This is a genomic window from Mesorhizobium sp. M0761 (genome assembly GCF_040320205.1).
Lineage (GTDB): Bacteria > Pseudomonadota > Alphaproteobacteria > Rhizobiales > Rhizobiaceae > Mesorhizobium.
Genome location: NZ_JAMYPF010000022.1, coordinates 45,675 through 62,302, shown reverse-complemented (window position 1 = coordinate 62,302; position 16,628 = coordinate 45,675). Strand labels below are relative to the sequence as shown.

Here is a 16,628-nt window from a genome sequence, read left to right as displayed (position 1 = left end):
CTTAGCTTGGGGCTCAGCGGCCGCCGCTTACATTCAGGATTGCGCCGGTCGTGTAGGACGCCTCATCCGACAAAAGATAGAGAACCGCATGCGCGACTTCATCGGCCGTGCCGGCGCGTTTCATCGGCAGCATGTCGCGGAACCGCTCGACCCGGTCCGGCTGGCCGCCCGAGGCGTGGATCTCGGTGTCGATGATGCCCGGCCGTATCGCGTTGACGCGCACGCCTTCGGTCGCGACTTCGCGCGCCAGGCCGAGCGTAAAAGTGTCGATCGCCGCCTTGGACGCTGCATAGTCGACATATTCGCCGGGCGAGCCGTGTAGCGACGCCGCCGACGAGATGTTGACGATGGCGCCGCCCTGGCCGCCATGCTTGCTCGACATGCGTTTGACCGCTTCGCGCGCGCACAGGAACGAGCCGATGACGTTGATGCGCATCATGCGCTCCAGCCGCGCCAGGCTCATCTCATCGACGCGCGCCTTGACGTCGACGATTCCGGCATTGTTGACCAGGGCGTCGAGCCGGCCATAGGCGCTATCGACGGCTTCGAACATGGCGACGATGTCAGCCTCGACGCCGACATCGCCCTTGACCGCTATCGCTTCACCGCCACCGGCCTCGATCTCGGCGACCAGCGCCTGGGCCGCGGCCTCGTTTGCGGCATAGTTGACCGCGACGCGGTAGCCGGCCTTCGCCGTAAGCCGGCAAGTGGCCGCACCAATGCCGCGGCTGCCGCCGGTGACCAGAAGCACTTTTTGCGATGCACTCATTCCTGGCAGCCCTTCAGCAGAAACACATCCCACGGCAGTTTCGAGAAGCCTTTCGGACCGAAGGCCGACGACATCTGCAGCGACGGGCCGAGATCGGGGAAGATCAGGCTCTGCGGCGCGTCCGTGCTTTCGGCTGCCAGCAGCGCAATGTTGCCCTTGTCGTCGGCGCTGTAGACGACACCCTGCCACACCGTGCAGCCGGCAAGCTCGTCACCGGTGACGTCACCGGTCGGGCATTTGTACATCAGCGATCCGTGCGGCCGCGAAACGCCCGATGTCCACATGACGATGCCGTCGAGAACGATGCCCTTGTCGAGCACCATCTTGAACGAGTTGGTGACGGTGACCGCATCCGTCGTCGGCCGGAAATCAATGCCGGCCTCGCTTTCGGCATCGCCATAGACAGCAAGCGCCAGCGGGCAGGCGGCATGCGCCTCGTAACCCGCTGCGAGAACAGCCAGCCCGGCCATAAATCCGATCATTGGCGAAGCGATGTTTGTCATGAATTGCTCTGGCTGCTCTCGCGGCCGTCGGCGTTTTCGAGCACCTCGAAATCGGTCATCAAGACCAGCGGCTCGCCGGCCGCATCCAGTCCCCAGAAGGAATAATAGTTCCCATCACCGAAGCCAGTGTCGAACATGGCTATATTAAGCGGATTTCCATCAACCGGATTATCCATGCGGAACTTGTCGAACGAGCATGCAACGTCAGCAAGATAGCTGTCGAGTTCCTCCTGGTCGGACATCAGCGTCAGAACCGACTTGTCCATGAACGAAGCAACATTATCATCGACAATAAATCCAGACTTCCAGGACGATGTGCCGACGTCGCGGACGAAGGCAGCCAACTCCCACCGCACCGGCAAGCCAGTGCCAAACCGCAATACCGCTGCAGCAACACGGCCTTGCGCCTCAAGCAACGTGACTGGATAGCATCCCGGCCTGACCTTACGGCTAAACACAGGCCGTTCCAGCCCGGTAATCAGTGGATCGCAAGCGATGATTTCGCCGGTCGGTAGCTCAAGCTCACCGATCGCGGTGACGATGATCTTCCGCTCCGCCATTTCGGCTTCGCTGAGAGCGAAGACACCGAGATTGCTGCTCGCCGGCGCCGAATCCCATTCAGTCGATGTCGCCGGCGGAGAGATGGCGGCGGAAGCCGCCGGCCGGGAACGCCTCAATACGCTACCCGCTACTCGACCCAGCTTGAACCCAAACCGCGCCAGCCAGCCGCTCATGACGGATCAGCTCCGATCACAAATCAAGCACCAGCCGTTCGGGATCCTCCAGGCTATCCTTGACGCGGACCAGGAAGGTCACGGCTTCCTTGCCGTCGACGATACGGTGATCGTAGCTCAGCGCCAAGTACATCATCGGCCGGATCACGATCTGGCCGCCGACCACGACCGGCCGGTCCTGGATCTTGTGCATGCCCAAAATCCCGGACTGCGGCGCATTGAGGATCGGCGTCGACATCAGCGAACCGTAGACGCCGCCGTTGGAAATCGTGAACGTGCCGCCTTGCATGTCGGCGACCGACAGCTTGCCGTCGCGTGCGGCGATGCCCAGCCGGCCGATATCCTTCTCGATTTCGGCAATCGACATCTGGTCGGCGTCGCGCACCACCGGCACGACGAGGCCCTTTTCGGTGCCGACGGCGACGCCGATATGGGCATAGTTCTTGAAGATGATGTCGGTGCCGTCGATCTCGGCATTGACCGAGGGGATCTCCTTCAAGGCGTGGGTGACGGCCTTGGTGAAGAAGCCCATGAAGCCGAGCTTCACGCCGTGCTTCTTCTCGAAGATGTCCTTGTATTTGGTCCGCAGCGCCATGACCGCCGACATGTCGACCTCGTTGAAGGTGGTCAGCATCGCTGCGGTCGACTGCGCTTCCTTCAGCCGGCGCGCAATGGTCTGGCGCAGCTTGGTCATGCGCACGCGTTCTTCGCGCGAAGCATCGTCGCCGGAAGACGGCGCCCTGACCGCCACCGGAGCCGGGGCGGCCTTCGGAATTTCGGCCGGCTGCGACGGCGCGCCCTTGGAAATCGCGTCGAGCACATCGCCCTTCAGCACCTGGCCGCGCTTGCCCGAGCCAGAAACCTGGTCGACCGACAGATTGTTCTCGGCGATCAGCTTTGCGGCAGCTGGCGCCGGCGGCATGGTGCGCGGCTCGACCGGCCCGGCATCGCCGGCAATCTTGGCGGTCTCGGCCGCGGCCTGCTTGGTCGTATGTGCCGCGTCGGGGCTCGACGCCTGCGACACAGCTTGCGGCTTGGTCTCCTGCTTGGACGCCGGGGCGGCGGCAGCGCCTCCAGCCGAGATCGAACCGAGCAGCGCGCCGACGCCAACGGTCTCGCCTTCCTTGGCGGTGATCTCGCCCAGCGTGCCGGCGGCGGCGGCAGGCACCTCCACCGTCACCTTGTCGGTTTCGAGCTCGACCAGCGGCTCGTCGACGGCAATGGCATCGCCGACCTTCTTGAACCACTTGCCGATGGTCGCCTCGGTGACGGATTCGCCGAGAGTGGGAACGCGGATTTCGGTAGCCATTGTGCCTGTTCCGTTTCTTCTCTGTCTGTTCTATTCGCCGGGTTTGTTCTATTCGCCGAGCGCGTCTTCGAGCAGGGCGGCGAGCTGTGCCAGATGCTTCGACATCAGCCCGGTCGCCGGCGACGCCGCCGCCGGCCTGCCGGTGTAGCGCACCCGCTGATGCTTGGCGTCGATATGAGCCAGCACCCATTCCAGATACGGATCGATGAACGACCAGGCGCCCATATTCTTGGGCTCTTCCTGGCACCACACCATCTCCGCATTGCGGAAACGCGACAGCTCGGTGATCAGGGCCTTGGCCGGGAAGGGATAGAGCTGTTCGACGCGCAGCAGGTAGATGTCGTTGATGCCGCGCTTCTCGCGCTCCTCGTAGAGGTCATAATAGACCTTGCCCGAGCACAGCACGACGCGGCGGATCTTGGAATCCTTGGTGAGCTTGATCGCCTGGTTCTGCAGCAGCTGGGCATCGTCCCACAAAAGCCGGTGGAATGAGCTTTCGCCCGAAATCTCCGGCAGCGTCGATACCGCCCGCTTGTGGCGCAGCAGCGACTTCGGCGTCATCAGGATCAGCGGCTTGCGGAAGTCGCGCTTCAACTGCCGGCGCAATATGTGGAAGTAGTTCGCCGGCGTGGTGCAGTTGGCGACTTGCATATTGTCTTCGGCGCAAAGCTGCAGAAAGCGCTCGAGCCGGGCCGAAGAATGCTCTGGACCCTGGCCTTCATAGCCATGCGGCAGCAGGCAGACCAGGCCTGACATTCTGAGCCACTTGCGCTCGCCCGACGAGATGAACTGGTCGAACACCACCTGGGCGCCGTTGGCGAAATCGCCGAACTGCGCTTCCCAGAGCGTCAGCGCCTTCGGCTCGGCCAGGCTGTAGCCATATTCGAAGCCAAGCACCGCCTCTTCCGACAGCATCGAGTTGATGACTTCGTAGCCGGCCTGCGCCGCCGACAGATTGTTGAGCGGGATGTAGCGGGTCTCGTCCCGCTGGTCGTAGAGCACGGAATGGCGCTGCGAGAAGGTGCCGCGTTCGGAATCCTGGCCGGAGAGCCGGATCGGATTGCCGTCGAGCAGGATGGCGCCGAAGGCCAGCGCCTCGGCCGTCGACCAGTCGATGCCTTCGCCGGAGTCGATCGCCTGGCGGCGGTTTTCGAGGAAGCGGATGATGGTCTTGTGCGCCTCGAAACCCTTCGGCACCTCGGTCAGTTTCTTGCCGATGTCCTTCAGCACCTTGACCGGCACCGCGGTTTTCCCGCGGCGCTGTTCGTCCTGGTTGTCGGCGGTGCGCAGGCCGGACCAGGCACCGTCCAGCCAGTCGGCCTTGTTAGGCTTGTAGTGCTGGCCGACTTCCCATTCGGATTCCAGATGGGCGCGCCAGTCGGCCTTCATCTTGTCGAGTTCGGCCTGGCTGATGTGGCCCTCTGCGATCAGCCGCTCGCCATAGATCTGCACCGTCGTCTTGTGGTTGCGGATGTTGGCGTACATGATCGGCTGGGTGAAGGCTGGCTCGTCGCCCTCATTGTGGCCGAAGCGGCGATAGCAGAACATGTCCACCACCACCGGCTTGTGGAACTTCATGCGAAATTCGATCGCCACCTTGGTGGCATGCACCACCGCTTCCGGGTCGTCGCCATTGACGTGGAAGATCGGCGCCTCGATCATCTTGGCGACGTCGGACGGATAGGGCGACGAGCGCGAGAAGCGCGGATTGGTGGTGAAGCCGATCTGGTTGTTGATGATGAAATGCAGCGTGCCGGCGACGCGGTGGCCGCGCAACCCCGACAGGCCGAGGATTTCGGCAATCACACCTTGGCCGGCAAAGGCGGCATCGCCATGCAGAAGCAGCGGCAGCACCTTGGCGCGCTCTTCCAGCGGCACGATCTCCTCGCGGCTGCGGCCGAACAGATAGTCCTGCTTGGCGCGCGCCTTGCCCATCACAACCGGATCGACGATTTCCAGATGCGAGGGATTGGCGGTCAGCGACAGATGCACCTTGTTGCCGTCGAATTCGCGGTCCGACGAGGCGCCGAGATGGTACTTGACGTCGCCCGAGCCCTCGACCTCGTCAGGAGCGGCCGAGCCGCCCTTGAACTCGTGGAAGATGGCGCGGTGCGGCTTGGCCATCACCTGGGACAGCACGTTCAGCCGGCCGCGATGCGCCATGCCGAGCACGATCTCCTTCATGCCGAGCTGGCCGCCGCGCTTGATGATCTGCTCCAGCGCCGGGATCAGGCCTTCGCTACCATCGAGGCCGAAGCGCTTGGTACCCTTGTACTTGACATCGATGAACTGCTCGAAGCCTTCGGCCTCGACCAGCTTCTGCAGGATCGCTTTTTTTCCCGTAGCGGTGAAGGAAATCTCCTTGTCGGCACCCTCGATGCGCGCCTGGATCCAGGCCTTCTCCTCGGGATCGGAAATGTGCATGAACTCGACACCTAGCGTCGAGCAATAGGTGCGGGTCAGGATCTCCAGCATCTGCCGGATGGTGCCGAATTCGAGGCCGAGCACATTGTCGAGGAAGATCGGCCGGTCGTAGTCGGCTGCGGTAAAACCGTAATTTTCCGGCGACAGCTCGTTATAGTCCTCAAGCGGCTTGGCGATGCCGAGCGGGTCGAGATTGGCGTGCAGATGGCCGCGCATGCGGAAGGCGCGGATCATCATGATGGCGCGCACCGAATCGCGCGTCGCCTGATGCACGTCGGCATCCGATAGCACGACGCCATTGGTGACCGCCTTGTCCTTGACCTTCTTTTCCAGATGCTTCTCGACGATGCCCCAATTGCCGTCCAGCGCCGACACCAGTTCGCCATTGGCCTGCAGCGGCCAGGACGGCTTTGCCCAGGAAGCGCCCTTGGCGTTCTTGCGCACATCGCCGGCGTCGTCCTTCAGCCCGGCGAAGAAATCCTGCCATTCGGGGTTTACTGACTCTGGATCATCCTCATAGGAGGCATACAACGCGTCGATATAGTCGGCATTGCCGCCATACAGGAAAGAGGTGAGCGAAAATTGGTCGTTGGCCTGATCTTGTCTTGCCATTTTTGTCTGCGGAGCCTGGCTCCGTCTCCTTTTCAAAAGCGAATAGTGAGTAGCGAATAGCGAGTAGGGATTTTTTCCGGGTCGCGCCGTTACTCTCTTTTCCCTATTCGCTATTCACTACTCGCTACTCACTTAGCCTTTGATCGCCTCGACCAGGGTCGTGCCCAGACGCGCCGGCGATGGCGATACCTTGATGCCGGCCGATTCCATCGCCGCGATCTTGTCTTCCGCGCCGCCCTTGCCGCCGGAGATGACCGCGCCCGCATGGCCCATGGTGCGACCGGCCGGCGCGGTGCGCCCGGCGATGAAGCCGGCCATCGGTTTCCTGCGGCCGCGCTTGGCCTCGTCCTTGAGGAACTGCGCGGCGTCTTCCTCGGCCGAACCGCCGATCTCGCCGATCATGATGATCGACTTGGTCTCGTCGTCGGCGAGGAACATTTCGAGCATGTCGATGAACTCGGTGCCTTTGACGGGGTCGCCGCCGATACCGACGGCGGTGGTCTGGCCGAGGCCGACATTGGTGGTCTGGAACACTGCCTCATAGGTAAGCGTTCCCGAGCGCGAAACAACGCCGACCGAGCCCTTGCGGAAGATGTTGCCGGGCATGATACCGATCTTGCATTCGTCGGGGGTGAGCACGCCGGGGCAGTTCGGGCCGATCAGCCGCGAGGTCGAGCGGTCGAGCCGCGCCTTGACCCTGACCATGTCCATCACCGGAATGCCTTCGGTGATGCAGACGATCAGCGGGATCTCGGCTTCGATGGCTTCGAGGATGGCTTCGGCGGCGCCCGCCGGCGGCACATAGACCACCGAGGCATTGGCGCCGGTCTTTTCCTTGCCCTCGGCAACGGAAGCGAAGATCGGCAGGTTTTCGCCCTTGGCGCCGGTCCAGGTCTCGCCACCCTTCTTGGGATGGATGCCGCCGACCATCTTGGTGCCGTGATAGGCCAGCGCCTGCTCGGTGTGGAACGTGCCGGTCTTGCCGGTCAGGCCCTGAACCAGCACCTTGGTGTTCTTGTCGATGAGAATGGACATCGGAGCCCTTTTCTAAAAGCCGTTGATCGAGGAAGGCGAGACGCGCCGGTAGACGCCGCTCACCATGTCTTGCCAGCTGTCGCTGCCGGCAGGTTTGAAATGCAGTCGCATCCGGTAGGCATCGACATTGTCGAAAATATACGTCACGCGCGCTGAGCCGCGCGGCGATGACCGCTCCAGAACCAACTCATCGCCGTTCCATGCGCCTGTAGCCGGTGACATCGGCACAAAGCCCATCGAATCGAACTGGTACATGGTGACGACGTTGTTTTGCTGGTCGAAGCCGAACAAATTGTGCGAGCCGAACGAGATCGTGCCGTCGCGGCGCTGGCGGTAGCGCTGGACCACGAACAGGCCGCCGAACTGTGCCTCCGCCAGCACGTCCGACGTCGCCGGTCCGCCATCGGCCCACTGCGTTTCCGCCACCTCTTCCTCGCCGCGCCACGCGCCGACCAGTGCCTGCAGGCGCTGGTGATCGGCCGAGAGCGAGGAGAACGCGTTCATGGTCAGAGCCGCTTCAGGTCGCAGACGGTGAGGTCGCTCTTGGCGTTGCCGGTGTTGAGCGTCGTTGCCGGCTCGAACATCAGCACCACCGGCTCGGCGGTCAGCGAGCGCGGCCGGTGCTCGACGCCGCGCGGCACGATGATGAAATCACCCTCGCCGAGCTCGACCGGCCCGTCGCGGAAATCGATGGCAATCCTGCCCCGCAGGACGAGGAAGGCTTCGTCCTCATGCTCATGCGCATGCCAGTCGAAGGTCTCGCCGAACTTGGCAACCTTGGCCTGGCTGTCATTGACGTCGCCGGCGATATGCGGATCGAAGACCTTGGTGATCTTCGCGTCCGCCGCCTCGACGAGGTTTATCTTGCGCGGAGGCATTCGCCTTCAGCCCTTCACCGCCGCCACGATCTTCTTGGCTGCGTCGTCGAGATCGTCGGCCGACACGACGTTGAGGCCGCTGTCGTTGATGATCTTCTTGCCGAGTTCGGCGTTTGTGCCTTCGAGGCGCACCACCAGCGGCACTTCCAGGCCGACTTCCTTGACCGCGGCAATGACGCCCTCGGCAATGATGTCGCACTTCATGATGCCGCCGAAGATGTTGATCAAAATGCCTTTGACCGCCGGGTCCCTGGTGATGATCTTGAACGCTGCCGTCACTTTTTCCTTGGACGCACCGCCGCCGACATCGAGGAAGTTGGCGGGTTCCGCGCCATAGAGCTTGATGATGTCCATCGTCGCCATGGCGAGGCCGGCGCCATTGACCATGCAGCCGATATTGCCGTCGAGCGCGACATAGGCGAGGTCGTATTTCGACGCCTCGATCTCCTTCTCGTCCTCTTCGGTGGTGTCGCGCAGTTCCATCAGTTCGGGGTGGCGAAACAGCGCGTTGTTGTCGAACGACACCTTGGCGTCCAGCACGCGCAGGCGGCCGTTTTTCATCACGATCAGCGGGTTGACCTCGAGCAGGCTCATGTCCTTCTCGACAAAGGCCTTGTAGAGGATCGGGAACAGCGTGCCGGCATCCTTGGCGGCATCGCCGGTGAGGCCCAGCGCTTCCACCAATATGTCGACGTCGATGGTCGTCACGCCGGCCAGCGGATCGATGGCGCGGGTGATGATCTTTTCCGGTGTGTCGTGGGCGACGCCTTCAATGTCCATGCCGCCCTCGGTCGAGACGACGAAAGCGATGCGGCCGACCGAGCGGTCGACCAGGATCGACAGATAAAGCTCGCGCTCGATGTCGGCGCCGTCCTCGATATAAAGACGGTTGACCTGCTTGCCGGCGGGGCCGGTCTGCTTGGTCACCAGCGTGTGGCCGAGCATCTCATTGGCGTTGGCAACGACTTCGGCAACCGACTTAGCCAGCCGCACGCCGCCCTTTGCGTCGGGCGACAGTTCCTTGAACTTCCCCTTGCCGCGGCCACCGGCGTGGATCTGGCTCTTCACCACATAGAGCGGGCCGGGCAGCGCTTGTGCCGCGGCTTCCGCCTCGCTTGCCTTGAACACCGGCACGCCTTCGGCCACCGGCGCACCAAACGACTTCAGCAGCGCCTTGCCTTGATATTCATGGATGTTCATCTGGATGTCTCCGGATCGGCTGCTTTGGGGGATTACTTCGAGGCGAGGTGCGGGGCGATCTTGACGCAAGCCTCGGTCAGGCCCTGCACTGTCGCCACCGAAGCGTCGAACATCTTCTGCTCGGCCTTGTTGAGGTCGATCTCGATGATGCGCTCGACGCCGCCGGCGCCGATGACAACGGGAACGCCGACATAGGCGCCCTTGACGCCATACTGGCCCGAGAGATGCGCAGCACAAGGCAGCACGCGCTTCTTGTCCTTGAGATAGGATTCGGCCATCGAAATTGCGGAAGCCGCCGGCGCGTAGAAGGCCGAGCCGGTCTTCAAGAGGCCAACGATCTCGGCGCCGCCGTCACGGGTGCGCTGGACGATCTGGTCGAGCTTTTCCTTCGAGGTCCAGCCCATCTTGATGAGGTCCGGCAGCGGAATGCCCGACACCGTGGAATAGCGGATCATCGGCACCATGGAATCGCCGTGGCCACCGAGCACGAAGGCGGTGACGTCCTCGACCGAGACCTTGAACTCCTCGGCGAGGAAATAGCGGAAGCGCGCGCTGTCGAGCACGCCGGCCATGCCGACGACATGGGTCTTGGGCAGGCCCGAAAACTTCTGCAGCGCCCAGACCATGGCGTCGAGCGGGTTGGTGATGCAGATGACGAAGGCCTTGGGCGCGTATTTCTTCAGCCCGGCGCCGACCTGTTCCATGACCTTGAGGTTGATGCCGAGCAGATCGTCGCGGCTCATACCCGGCTTGCGCGGCACGCCGGCAGTGACGATGCAGACATCGGCGCCCTCGATCCCGGCATAATCATTGACCCCGGTCAGCCGGGAGTCAAAACCATCGACCGGCGAAGACTGCGCGATATCGAGCCCCTTGCCTTGCGGGATGCCTTCGGCAATATCGAACAGCACCACGTCGCCGAGGTCCTTGAGGCCGATCATGTGAGCGAGCGTGCCGCCGATCATGCCGGAGCCGATGAGCGCTATCTTGTTGCGTGCCATGTGAGGAAATTTTCCCTTTGTCTGTGACGACGCCCAAATCTCTGGCGATCTGGTTGACGGCGTCGAGGAAGAGGCCGGAATGCTGTGGTGTCAGCGGATTTCGCCGCATCCAGTAGCCCTGGTGGAAAATATATTCAATCGATTATTTTCGAGTGAATAATTTCAATCGGTTAGAAACATTGGGATTTACGTAAACGTCAAAATTTGTAAGCCGACTTGAGAGATTTTACACAATGAACGTGGAAATCAGAAGACTATATCCAGGCGATGACGCCCTTGTGAAGCGCATCGCCGAAGACGTGTTCGATGAACCGGTACGGGCCGACAGACTGTCCGCCTACCTCGCCTCCTCAGGTCATATGATGATTGTGGCACTGGCCGATGGCGTCGTCGTCGGCCAATGTGCTGCCGTCATCCACCGCCACCTGGACAAGGTCAGCGAACTCTACATCGACGAGGTCGGCGTCTCACCCGCCTACCAGCGCCATGGCATCGCGCGAAAGATGCTCGACGCCATGTTCGCGCTCGGCCGCGAGCAGGGATGCGGCGAAGCCTGGGTCGGCACCGAACCGGACAATGTGCCAGCGCGCGCGCTTTATGAATCGCGCAAGGAGGTGCATGGGCCGGCGGAGTCGTTTGTGATGTATGTGTACGAGCTTTAGGCGTCGGCGGGACAGCGCCCCCCCTCTGCCTTGCCAGGCATCTCCCCCACGAGGGGGGAGATCGGACGTCACGCGACCTTTCGCCAATCTCCAATGGCCGCATGAATGAGCGGAGCGCCGAAACCGCCAATCTCCCCCCGTGTGGGGGAGATGTCCGGCAGGACAGAGGGGGGCGCGAAGGATCACTACATAATGACCTCTTGGAACCCTCAGACCTGCGCTTCCGCGTTGTCCTTCTGCCGTTCCGCCCAGTCCTCCAGCCAGTCGCGGCTTTGCATCTCGATCAGCCGCGAGGCGGTGCGTTCGAATTCGAACACCTCGACGCCGCGCCTGGCCGTGTAAAGCTCAGGCGGGGGAGCCTCAGCGCTCACCACCAGCCGCGTGTGATGATCGTAGAGCGTGTCGATCAACAGGATGAAGCGCTTGGCCTCGTTGCGCTTGCCTTCGCCCAGCACCGGCACGTGATCGATGAAGACGGTCGAGAAGCGGCCGGCAATGGCCAGGAAATCGCGTGCGCCGAGCGGCTTTTCGCAGAGGTCGGCGAAGGAAAACCGCGCTGCATCCCCGGCGGCAGCCGGTATCCTCACTTGCCGCCCCTTGAGCGTCAGCGAGGTCTCGGCCGTCAGCGCTCCACGCGTCATCGCCTGCCAGGCCTCGTCGAGCACACGGTCGGCTTCGGCATCCGCCGGGGTGACATAAACCGGCGTGCGGGCGAGCTTTTCCAGCCTGTAGTCCTTGTCGGCATCAAGCGTCAGCACATGGGCGTGGCGCTCGAGAATGCTGATGAAGGGCAGGAAAAGCTGGCGGTTCAGCCCGTCGCGATAAAGGTCCTGCGGCGCGACATTCGAGGTGGCGACCAGAACCACGCCATTGGCGAACAGCGCCGAAAACAGCCGCGACAGGACCATCGCATCGGCAATGTCGGTGACCGAAAACTCATCGAAGCACAGCACCCAGGCCTGTTCGGCAAGCTGAAGCGCGACCGGCGGGATCGGGTCGTCCTCCTTGACGTCGCCGTTCTTGCGCGCCTGCCGGTGCTTCTGGATGCGGTCCTGCACATCGGCCATGAAGTCGTTGAAATGAACGCGGCGCTTGCGCCTGACCGGCAACAACTCGAAGAACATATCCATCAGCATGGTCTTGCCGCGACCGACGCCGCCATGAATGTAGAGGCCCTTGACGACCTCGCGCGTCTCGCGCTTGCGGGCAAACAGCCAGCCGAGCGCGCTCGACTTGTGCGCCAGCCGCTTGACCGAGATCTCGTCGGTCAGCCGGTCGAGCGCGGCGGCAATGCGCTCCTGCGCCGCATCGCGCTCGATGGCGCCGGTTGCGACCAGATGGTTGTAGCGCTGCCTGACGGTCGCATGGGTCTGGAGGCCGTCACGCAGATGCATCGGTCACGTCGCTGTCTAGGGATAGGCAGCCTATCTTGTAAGCGATATCGGCAAGCCGTTGGTAGTCTGGCCGTCGAATTTCGAACCGCCCGAGGAATAGAGCCGCGCCAGCGTGCCGCCATTCTCGTCATAGAGCGTCAGCTGCTTGCCGGCGACGTTCCACGATTTGATGCCGTCGATGGGCGGCGGGCAATGCAGCGGCCCGGCGCGGAAGCCGGCGCCGAATTTGGTCTGCGGCGTCGCCACCTTGCAGCTCTGTCCGGACACGCTGGCGTTCCAAACGCCGGCAACGCTCGCAGCGGTAAGGTCGGAGGCTCCGGCCGGCGCCGATCCGTCCGGCGGCAGCGAGGCGACCTGCGCGCCTGCCGGCGCGGTCGGGAATTGCGATGGGTCGGTGGTGCCCGGCGCTGCCGGGGGCGGCAGTTGGCTTCCGCTCACCGTGCCGGCGGGCGCGGGCTGCAGCGGGGCGGGCTGCTGGTCATCCATCGATGAAAAACGCGAGGTCGAACAGCCGCTCGCAACGAGCGCTGCCAGCGATACGGCCATCAGCCCGCTTCTCGAAAAAATCATTCCAACCTCCGTCGGATCCGGCTGGGGGGAAGCCGTCCGCACAATCTCACCCCTCACCAAGATGGAGAAGGTGGCGAAATTTCAACCCGATATGGTTAAAATAGGGTTTGCACCACGAATTGTTGTAAATTTGTCGCAAAATGGCTGGCGGACAAAAGGCATGTCTTCGCTCTAGCGCGGTTCCAACCGGTACATTGGTTGCGAAAGCGGCACCGGAGCCCGCGGCAGGTCGGCGCATCGGCGGTCGAGCGCAAATGCCGGCGCAAAACTGACTGAAGCGCTTGAGGCGCAAGGCCTGGGTGAGCGGTTTCGCGCCTTCCGTCCGGGCGAGCTTTGGGACGTTCCCGAGATCGAGCGCGGCTGAAGTCTGCATTTGGCCGTTTACGGCACTGCCGTTTTAGCCGATGGTCTATCGCAACAGGGGGAACAGATGAAATCAATCTTGGCAGTTTTGATCGCGCTGGTAATTTCGACGCCGGCCGCTTTCGCGGGTGAAATCACCGATCGCGCCGCTGAAGCCGAAAAGGCACTGCAGGCGGGTGATGGTGCCGGCGCGCTGGACAAATTCCGCAGCGCCGAGGACGCTCTGTGGCAAGCGATGCCGCTTGGCGTGCAAAATGTGAAGCACATCATGTCGGCCAGCGGGTTCGGGGCCTACGCCGAGCGCCCGAACCATGTCTACAAGCCGGGCGAAGAGATTGTGCTTTATATGGAGCCGGTCGGTTACGGCTACGGCTCGGATGGGCTCGGCAACAACCAGATCGCGCTTTACGTTGACCTTACCGTGCTTTCCCAGTCGGGCGAGAAGCTGGGAACCGTCGAAAAGCTTGGCCGGGTCCAGCTCGCCTCGCGCTCGCATAACCGAGAGATGTTCTTCAAATTAAACGTCTCCCTGGATGGCGTTCCCCCCGGCAAATACCGCGCGGATTTCCTCATGCACGACGAGAACTCGCAAAAGACGGCGCCTTTCACGACCGACTTCGAGATTGCCGAATAGCGCGCCCAGTCGGAAAGAGCCTCGCGGCAACGGAACCAGAGCGCCGCAGATGCGTTCTTAAGCCGGCTGCAGGCCAGTCAATTTGCGAGGCATTGTCCATGATCAAATGGATCATCATTCTTCTCATCGTTGCTGCCGCCGCCAGCCTGCTCGGCATGCCGGCGCTGGCCGGTGCCGCCGCCACCGGCGCGCGCGTGCTGATCGGCATCGTTCTCGTCATCTTCCTGCTGATCGTGCTCGGCGTTTTCGCGGTAACCTAAACGCAGCCCACACTGGTAATTCCCGCCCGTTTCCGCCATATAGCGGCGAAACGTACAGGAATTACCTCAGATCATGGCAGGCACTGCCCCCTTCGCCAAGATGAACGGCATCGGCAACGAAATCATCGTCGCCGACATGCGTGGCCGTGCCGATAGGGTCACGGCGGCGTCGGCTGTCGCGCTGAACGCCGATGCGGCGACTAGGTTCGACCAGATCATGGCGATCCACGATTCGCGCACGCCGGGCACCGCGTTTTACATCGACATTTTGAATTCCGACGGCTCGGGCGCGCAGGCCTGCGGCAACGGCATGCGCTGTGTCGTCCAGGCGCTGGCCGCCGAAACCGGCCAGAAGACTTTCACCTTCGAGACCCGCGCCGGCATCCTCAACGCCGTCGAACATGCCGACGGCACCATCTCGGTCGACATGGGCACTCCGCGCTTTGGCTGGCAGGACATTCCGCTGGCCGAGGAATTCCGCGACACCCGCATGATCGAGTTGCAGATCGGCCCCATCGACGCGCCGGTGCTCCATTCGCCTTCGGCTCTCTCGATGGGCAACCCGCACGCCATCTTCTGGGTCGAAAACGATGTCTGGTCCTACGAACTCGAGCGTTTCGGCCCGCTGCTCGAAAACCATCCGATCTTCCCCGAGCGCGCCAACATCACCATCGCCCAGGTAACGTCGCCGGAGACGATGATCATCCGCACCTGGGAGCGCGGCGCCGGCCTGACCAAGGCTTGCGGCTCGGCCGCTTGCGCTTCCGTCGTCGCCGCTGCCCGCACCCGGCGCACCGGCCGCAGCGTTACGCTGATGACGCCCGGCGGCGGCTCGCTGCATGTGGAATGGCGCGACGACGACCACGTCATCCTGACCGGTGCCGCTGAATGGGAGTTTTCCGGCAATTTCGATCCGTCGACCGGCACCTGGGCCCGCGACACCGAAAGCGCTGCCTGATGTCTGCACTTGCCGATACCAAAGGCCCCAACTCCCAAGGCATAGACGTCGTCACCTTCGGCTGCCGTCTCAACACCTATGAATCCGAGGTGATGCGCCGCGAGGCCGAAAGCGCAGGTCTCGGCGCGCTCAAAGGCGGCGCGATCATCTTCAACACCTGCGCCGTCACTTCGGAAGCGGTGCGCCAGGCCAGGCAGTCGATCAGAAAGGCCCGCCGCGAAAATCCGGCGGCGCGCATCATCGTCACCGGCTGCGCCGCGCAAACCGAACCGCAGAATTTTGCCGCCATGGACGAGGTCGACCTCGTGCTTGGCAATGAGGAGAAGCTGAAGGCCAACTCCTACCGCGCGCTGCCGGATTTCGGCGTCAACGACAGCGAGAAGGCGCGCGTCAACGACATTTTCTCGGTGCGCGAGACCGCCGGCCACATGGTCGACGCCATTGAGGGCCGGGCACGTGCTTTCGTCCAGGTGCAGAACGGCTGCGACCATCGCTGCACCTTCTGCATCATCCCCTATGGCCGCGGCAATTCACGCTCGGTTCCGATGGGCGCCGTGGTCGAGCAGGTCAAGCGTCTGGCCGGCAACGGCTATGCCGAGATCGTGCTGACCGGCGTCGACATGACCTCTTTCGGCGCCGACCTGCCGGGCGCGCCGAAGCTGGGAAAGCTGGTGAAGACCATCCTGAAGCAGGTGCCTGATGTGAAGCGGCTGCGGCTGTCCTCCATCGATTCGATCGAAGCCGACGATGATCTGCTCGACGCCATCGCCACCGAACCCAGGCTGATGCCGCATCTGCATCTGTCGCTGCAATCGGGTGACGACATGATCCTGAAGCGCATGAAGCGCAGGCATTTGCGCGACCAGTCGATCCGCTTCTGCGAGGATGTGCGCAAGCTGCGCCCCGAAATCGTCTTCGGCGCCGACATCATCGCCGGCTTCCCGACCGAGACCGAAGAAATGTTTCAGAATTCGATAAAGATCGTCGAGGAATGTGGGCTGACGCACCTGCATGTCTTCCCGTTTTCGCCGCGCGAAGGCACGCCCGCCGCGCGCATGCCGCAGGTCCGCCGCGAATTGGTCAAGCAGCGCGCGGCCCAGCTGCGCGCCGCTGGTGAGGCTGCGTATCGCCGCCATCTGTCGTCGCTTCCCGGAACGCGCCAAACGATCCTTATCGAGCGCGACGGCGTCGGCCGCACCGAAGGGTTCACGCTTGCCGGGCTCGGCACAGGCGCGCCGGGCGAGATCGTCGAGGCAGACATCACCGGCCATGACGGCGTGCGCCTGATAGCGGCCCCGCTCACTGCCCGCGCCGCCTGAGAC

Annotated in this window: 17 protein-coding genes; 5 read left to right on the top strand and 12 right to left on the bottom strand. The window is 62.9% G+C overall.

The features are described from left to right. Window positions 1–13: 13 nt before the first annotated feature. From NKI32_RS27150 to mdh, 10 genes are all read right to left on the bottom strand, one after another. The gene (locus NKI32_RS27150) at window positions 14–769 is read right to left on the bottom strand and encodes a glucose 1-dehydrogenase (protein WP_353004486.1); all 756 of its coding nucleotides are present in this window, start codon (window positions 767–769) and stop codon (window positions 14–16) included. After that, window positions 766–1,272, bottom strand: coding sequence for a hypothetical protein (locus NKI32_RS27145; protein ID WP_352512800.1), 507 nt, complete (start codon window positions 1,270–1,272; stop codon window positions 766–768). The genes NKI32_RS27150 and NKI32_RS27145 overlap by 4 nt, the downstream gene beginning before the upstream one ends. Further along, the gene (locus tag NKI32_RS27140) at window positions 1,269–2,006 is read right to left on the bottom strand and encodes a DUF4241 domain-containing protein (RefSeq protein ID WP_031195599.1); all 738 of its coding nucleotides are present in this window, start codon (window positions 2,004–2,006) and stop codon (window positions 1,269–1,271) included. The genes NKI32_RS27145 and NKI32_RS27140 overlap by 4 nt, the downstream gene beginning before the upstream one ends. A 16-nt stretch (window positions 2,007–2,022) precedes the next feature. Then, a complete protein-coding gene (gene odhB / locus NKI32_RS27135) occupies window positions 2,023–3,315 on the bottom strand; it encodes a 2-oxoglutarate dehydrogenase complex dihydrolipoyllysine-residue succinyltransferase (RefSeq protein ID WP_023745418.1) in 1,293 nt (430 codons plus the stop codon). A 48-nt stretch (window positions 3,316–3,363) separates the two neighbouring features. Next, a complete protein-coding gene (locus NKI32_RS27130; RefSeq protein ID WP_023736764.1) occupies window positions 3,364–6,351 on the bottom strand; it encodes a 2-oxoglutarate dehydrogenase E1 component in 2,988 nt (995 codons plus the stop codon). 132 nt (window positions 6,352–6,483) lie between these two features. Next, window positions 6,484–7,386 (bottom strand): succinate--CoA ligase subunit alpha, encoded by a 903-nt coding sequence (gene sucD, locus NKI32_RS27125; protein WP_023730253.1) that lies wholly within the window; start codon window positions 7,384–7,386, stop codon window positions 6,484–6,486. A gap of 12 nt (window positions 7,387–7,398) precedes the next feature. Then, window positions 7,399–7,890, bottom strand: a complete 492-nt coding sequence (locus tag NKI32_RS27120) for a DUF1579 family protein (RefSeq protein WP_353004482.1) — start codon at window positions 7,888–7,890, stop codon at window positions 7,399–7,401. Window positions 7,891–7,892: 2 nt separating this feature from the next. Then, window positions 7,893–8,264 carry a cupin domain-containing protein gene (locus NKI32_RS27115; RefSeq protein ID WP_023702615.1) on the bottom strand — a complete coding sequence of 124 codons (372 nt, stop codon included), beginning with the start codon at window positions 8,262–8,264 and terminating at the stop codon, window positions 7,893–7,895. Window positions 8,265–8,270: 6 nt separating this feature from the next. Further along, a complete protein-coding gene (gene sucC, locus NKI32_RS27110; protein ID WP_353004480.1) occupies window positions 8,271–9,464 on the bottom strand; it encodes an ADP-forming succinate--CoA ligase subunit beta in 1,194 nt (397 codons plus the stop codon). A gap of 32 nt (window positions 9,465–9,496) precedes the next feature. Further along, window positions 9,497–10,465: a malate dehydrogenase gene (mdh, locus tag NKI32_RS27105; RefSeq protein WP_353004477.1), complete on the bottom strand. Its 969-nt coding sequence runs from the start codon at window positions 10,463–10,465 to the stop codon at window positions 9,497–9,499. Window positions 10,466–10,698: 233 nt separating this feature from the next. Here mdh and NKI32_RS27100 point away from each other — a divergent pair, with 233 nt between their 5' ends. Continuing rightward, the gene (locus NKI32_RS27100; protein WP_023687691.1) at window positions 10,699–11,127 is read left to right on the top strand and encodes a GNAT family N-acetyltransferase; all 429 of its coding nucleotides are present in this window, start codon (window positions 10,699–10,701) and stop codon (window positions 11,125–11,127) included. Between the two features lie 209 nt (window positions 11,128–11,336). Here NKI32_RS27100 and zapE read toward each other — a convergent pair whose 3' ends face one another. Both zapE and NKI32_RS27090 read right to left on the bottom strand, forming a co-directional pair. Continuing rightward, window positions 11,337–12,521 (bottom strand): cell division protein ZapE, encoded by a 1,185-nt coding sequence (zapE, locus tag NKI32_RS27095; protein ID WP_027050498.1) that lies wholly within the window; start codon window positions 12,519–12,521, stop codon window positions 11,337–11,339. 30 nt (window positions 12,522–12,551) lie between these two features. Next, window positions 12,552–13,091 (bottom strand): protease inhibitor Inh/omp19 family protein, encoded by a 540-nt coding sequence (locus NKI32_RS27090; protein ID WP_023687689.1) that lies wholly within the window; start codon window positions 13,089–13,091, stop codon window positions 12,552–12,554. Between the two features lie 373 nt (window positions 13,092–13,464). Here NKI32_RS27090 and NKI32_RS27085 point away from each other — a divergent pair, with 373 nt between their 5' ends. The 4 genes from NKI32_RS27085 to mtaB all read left to right on the top strand — a co-directional run bounded on the left by NKI32_RS27085 (window position 13,465) and on the right by mtaB (window position 16,625). Then, entirely contained in the window at window positions 13,465–14,088 is a 624-nt protein-coding gene (locus NKI32_RS27085) for a hypothetical protein (protein WP_245263098.1), read from the top strand. A gap of 98 nt (window positions 14,089–14,186) precedes the next feature. Continuing rightward, window positions 14,187–14,348 (top strand): DUF1328 family protein, encoded by a 162-nt coding sequence (locus tag NKI32_RS27080; RefSeq protein WP_023683859.1) that lies wholly within the window; start codon window positions 14,187–14,189, stop codon window positions 14,346–14,348. A 73-nt stretch (window positions 14,349–14,421) separates the two neighbouring features. Beyond that, window positions 14,422–15,306, top strand: a complete 885-nt coding sequence (gene dapF / locus NKI32_RS27075; protein ID WP_023671745.1) for a diaminopimelate epimerase — start codon at window positions 14,422–14,424, stop codon at window positions 15,304–15,306. After that, the gene (mtaB, locus tag NKI32_RS27070; RefSeq protein ID WP_023671744.1) at window positions 15,306–16,625 is read left to right on the top strand and encodes a tRNA (N(6)-L-threonylcarbamoyladenosine(37)-C(2))-methylthiotransferase MtaB; all 1,320 of its coding nucleotides are present in this window, start codon (window positions 15,306–15,308) and stop codon (window positions 16,623–16,625) included. The genes dapF and mtaB overlap by 1 nt, the downstream gene beginning before the upstream one ends. Window positions 16,626–16,628 lie beyond the last annotated feature (3 nt).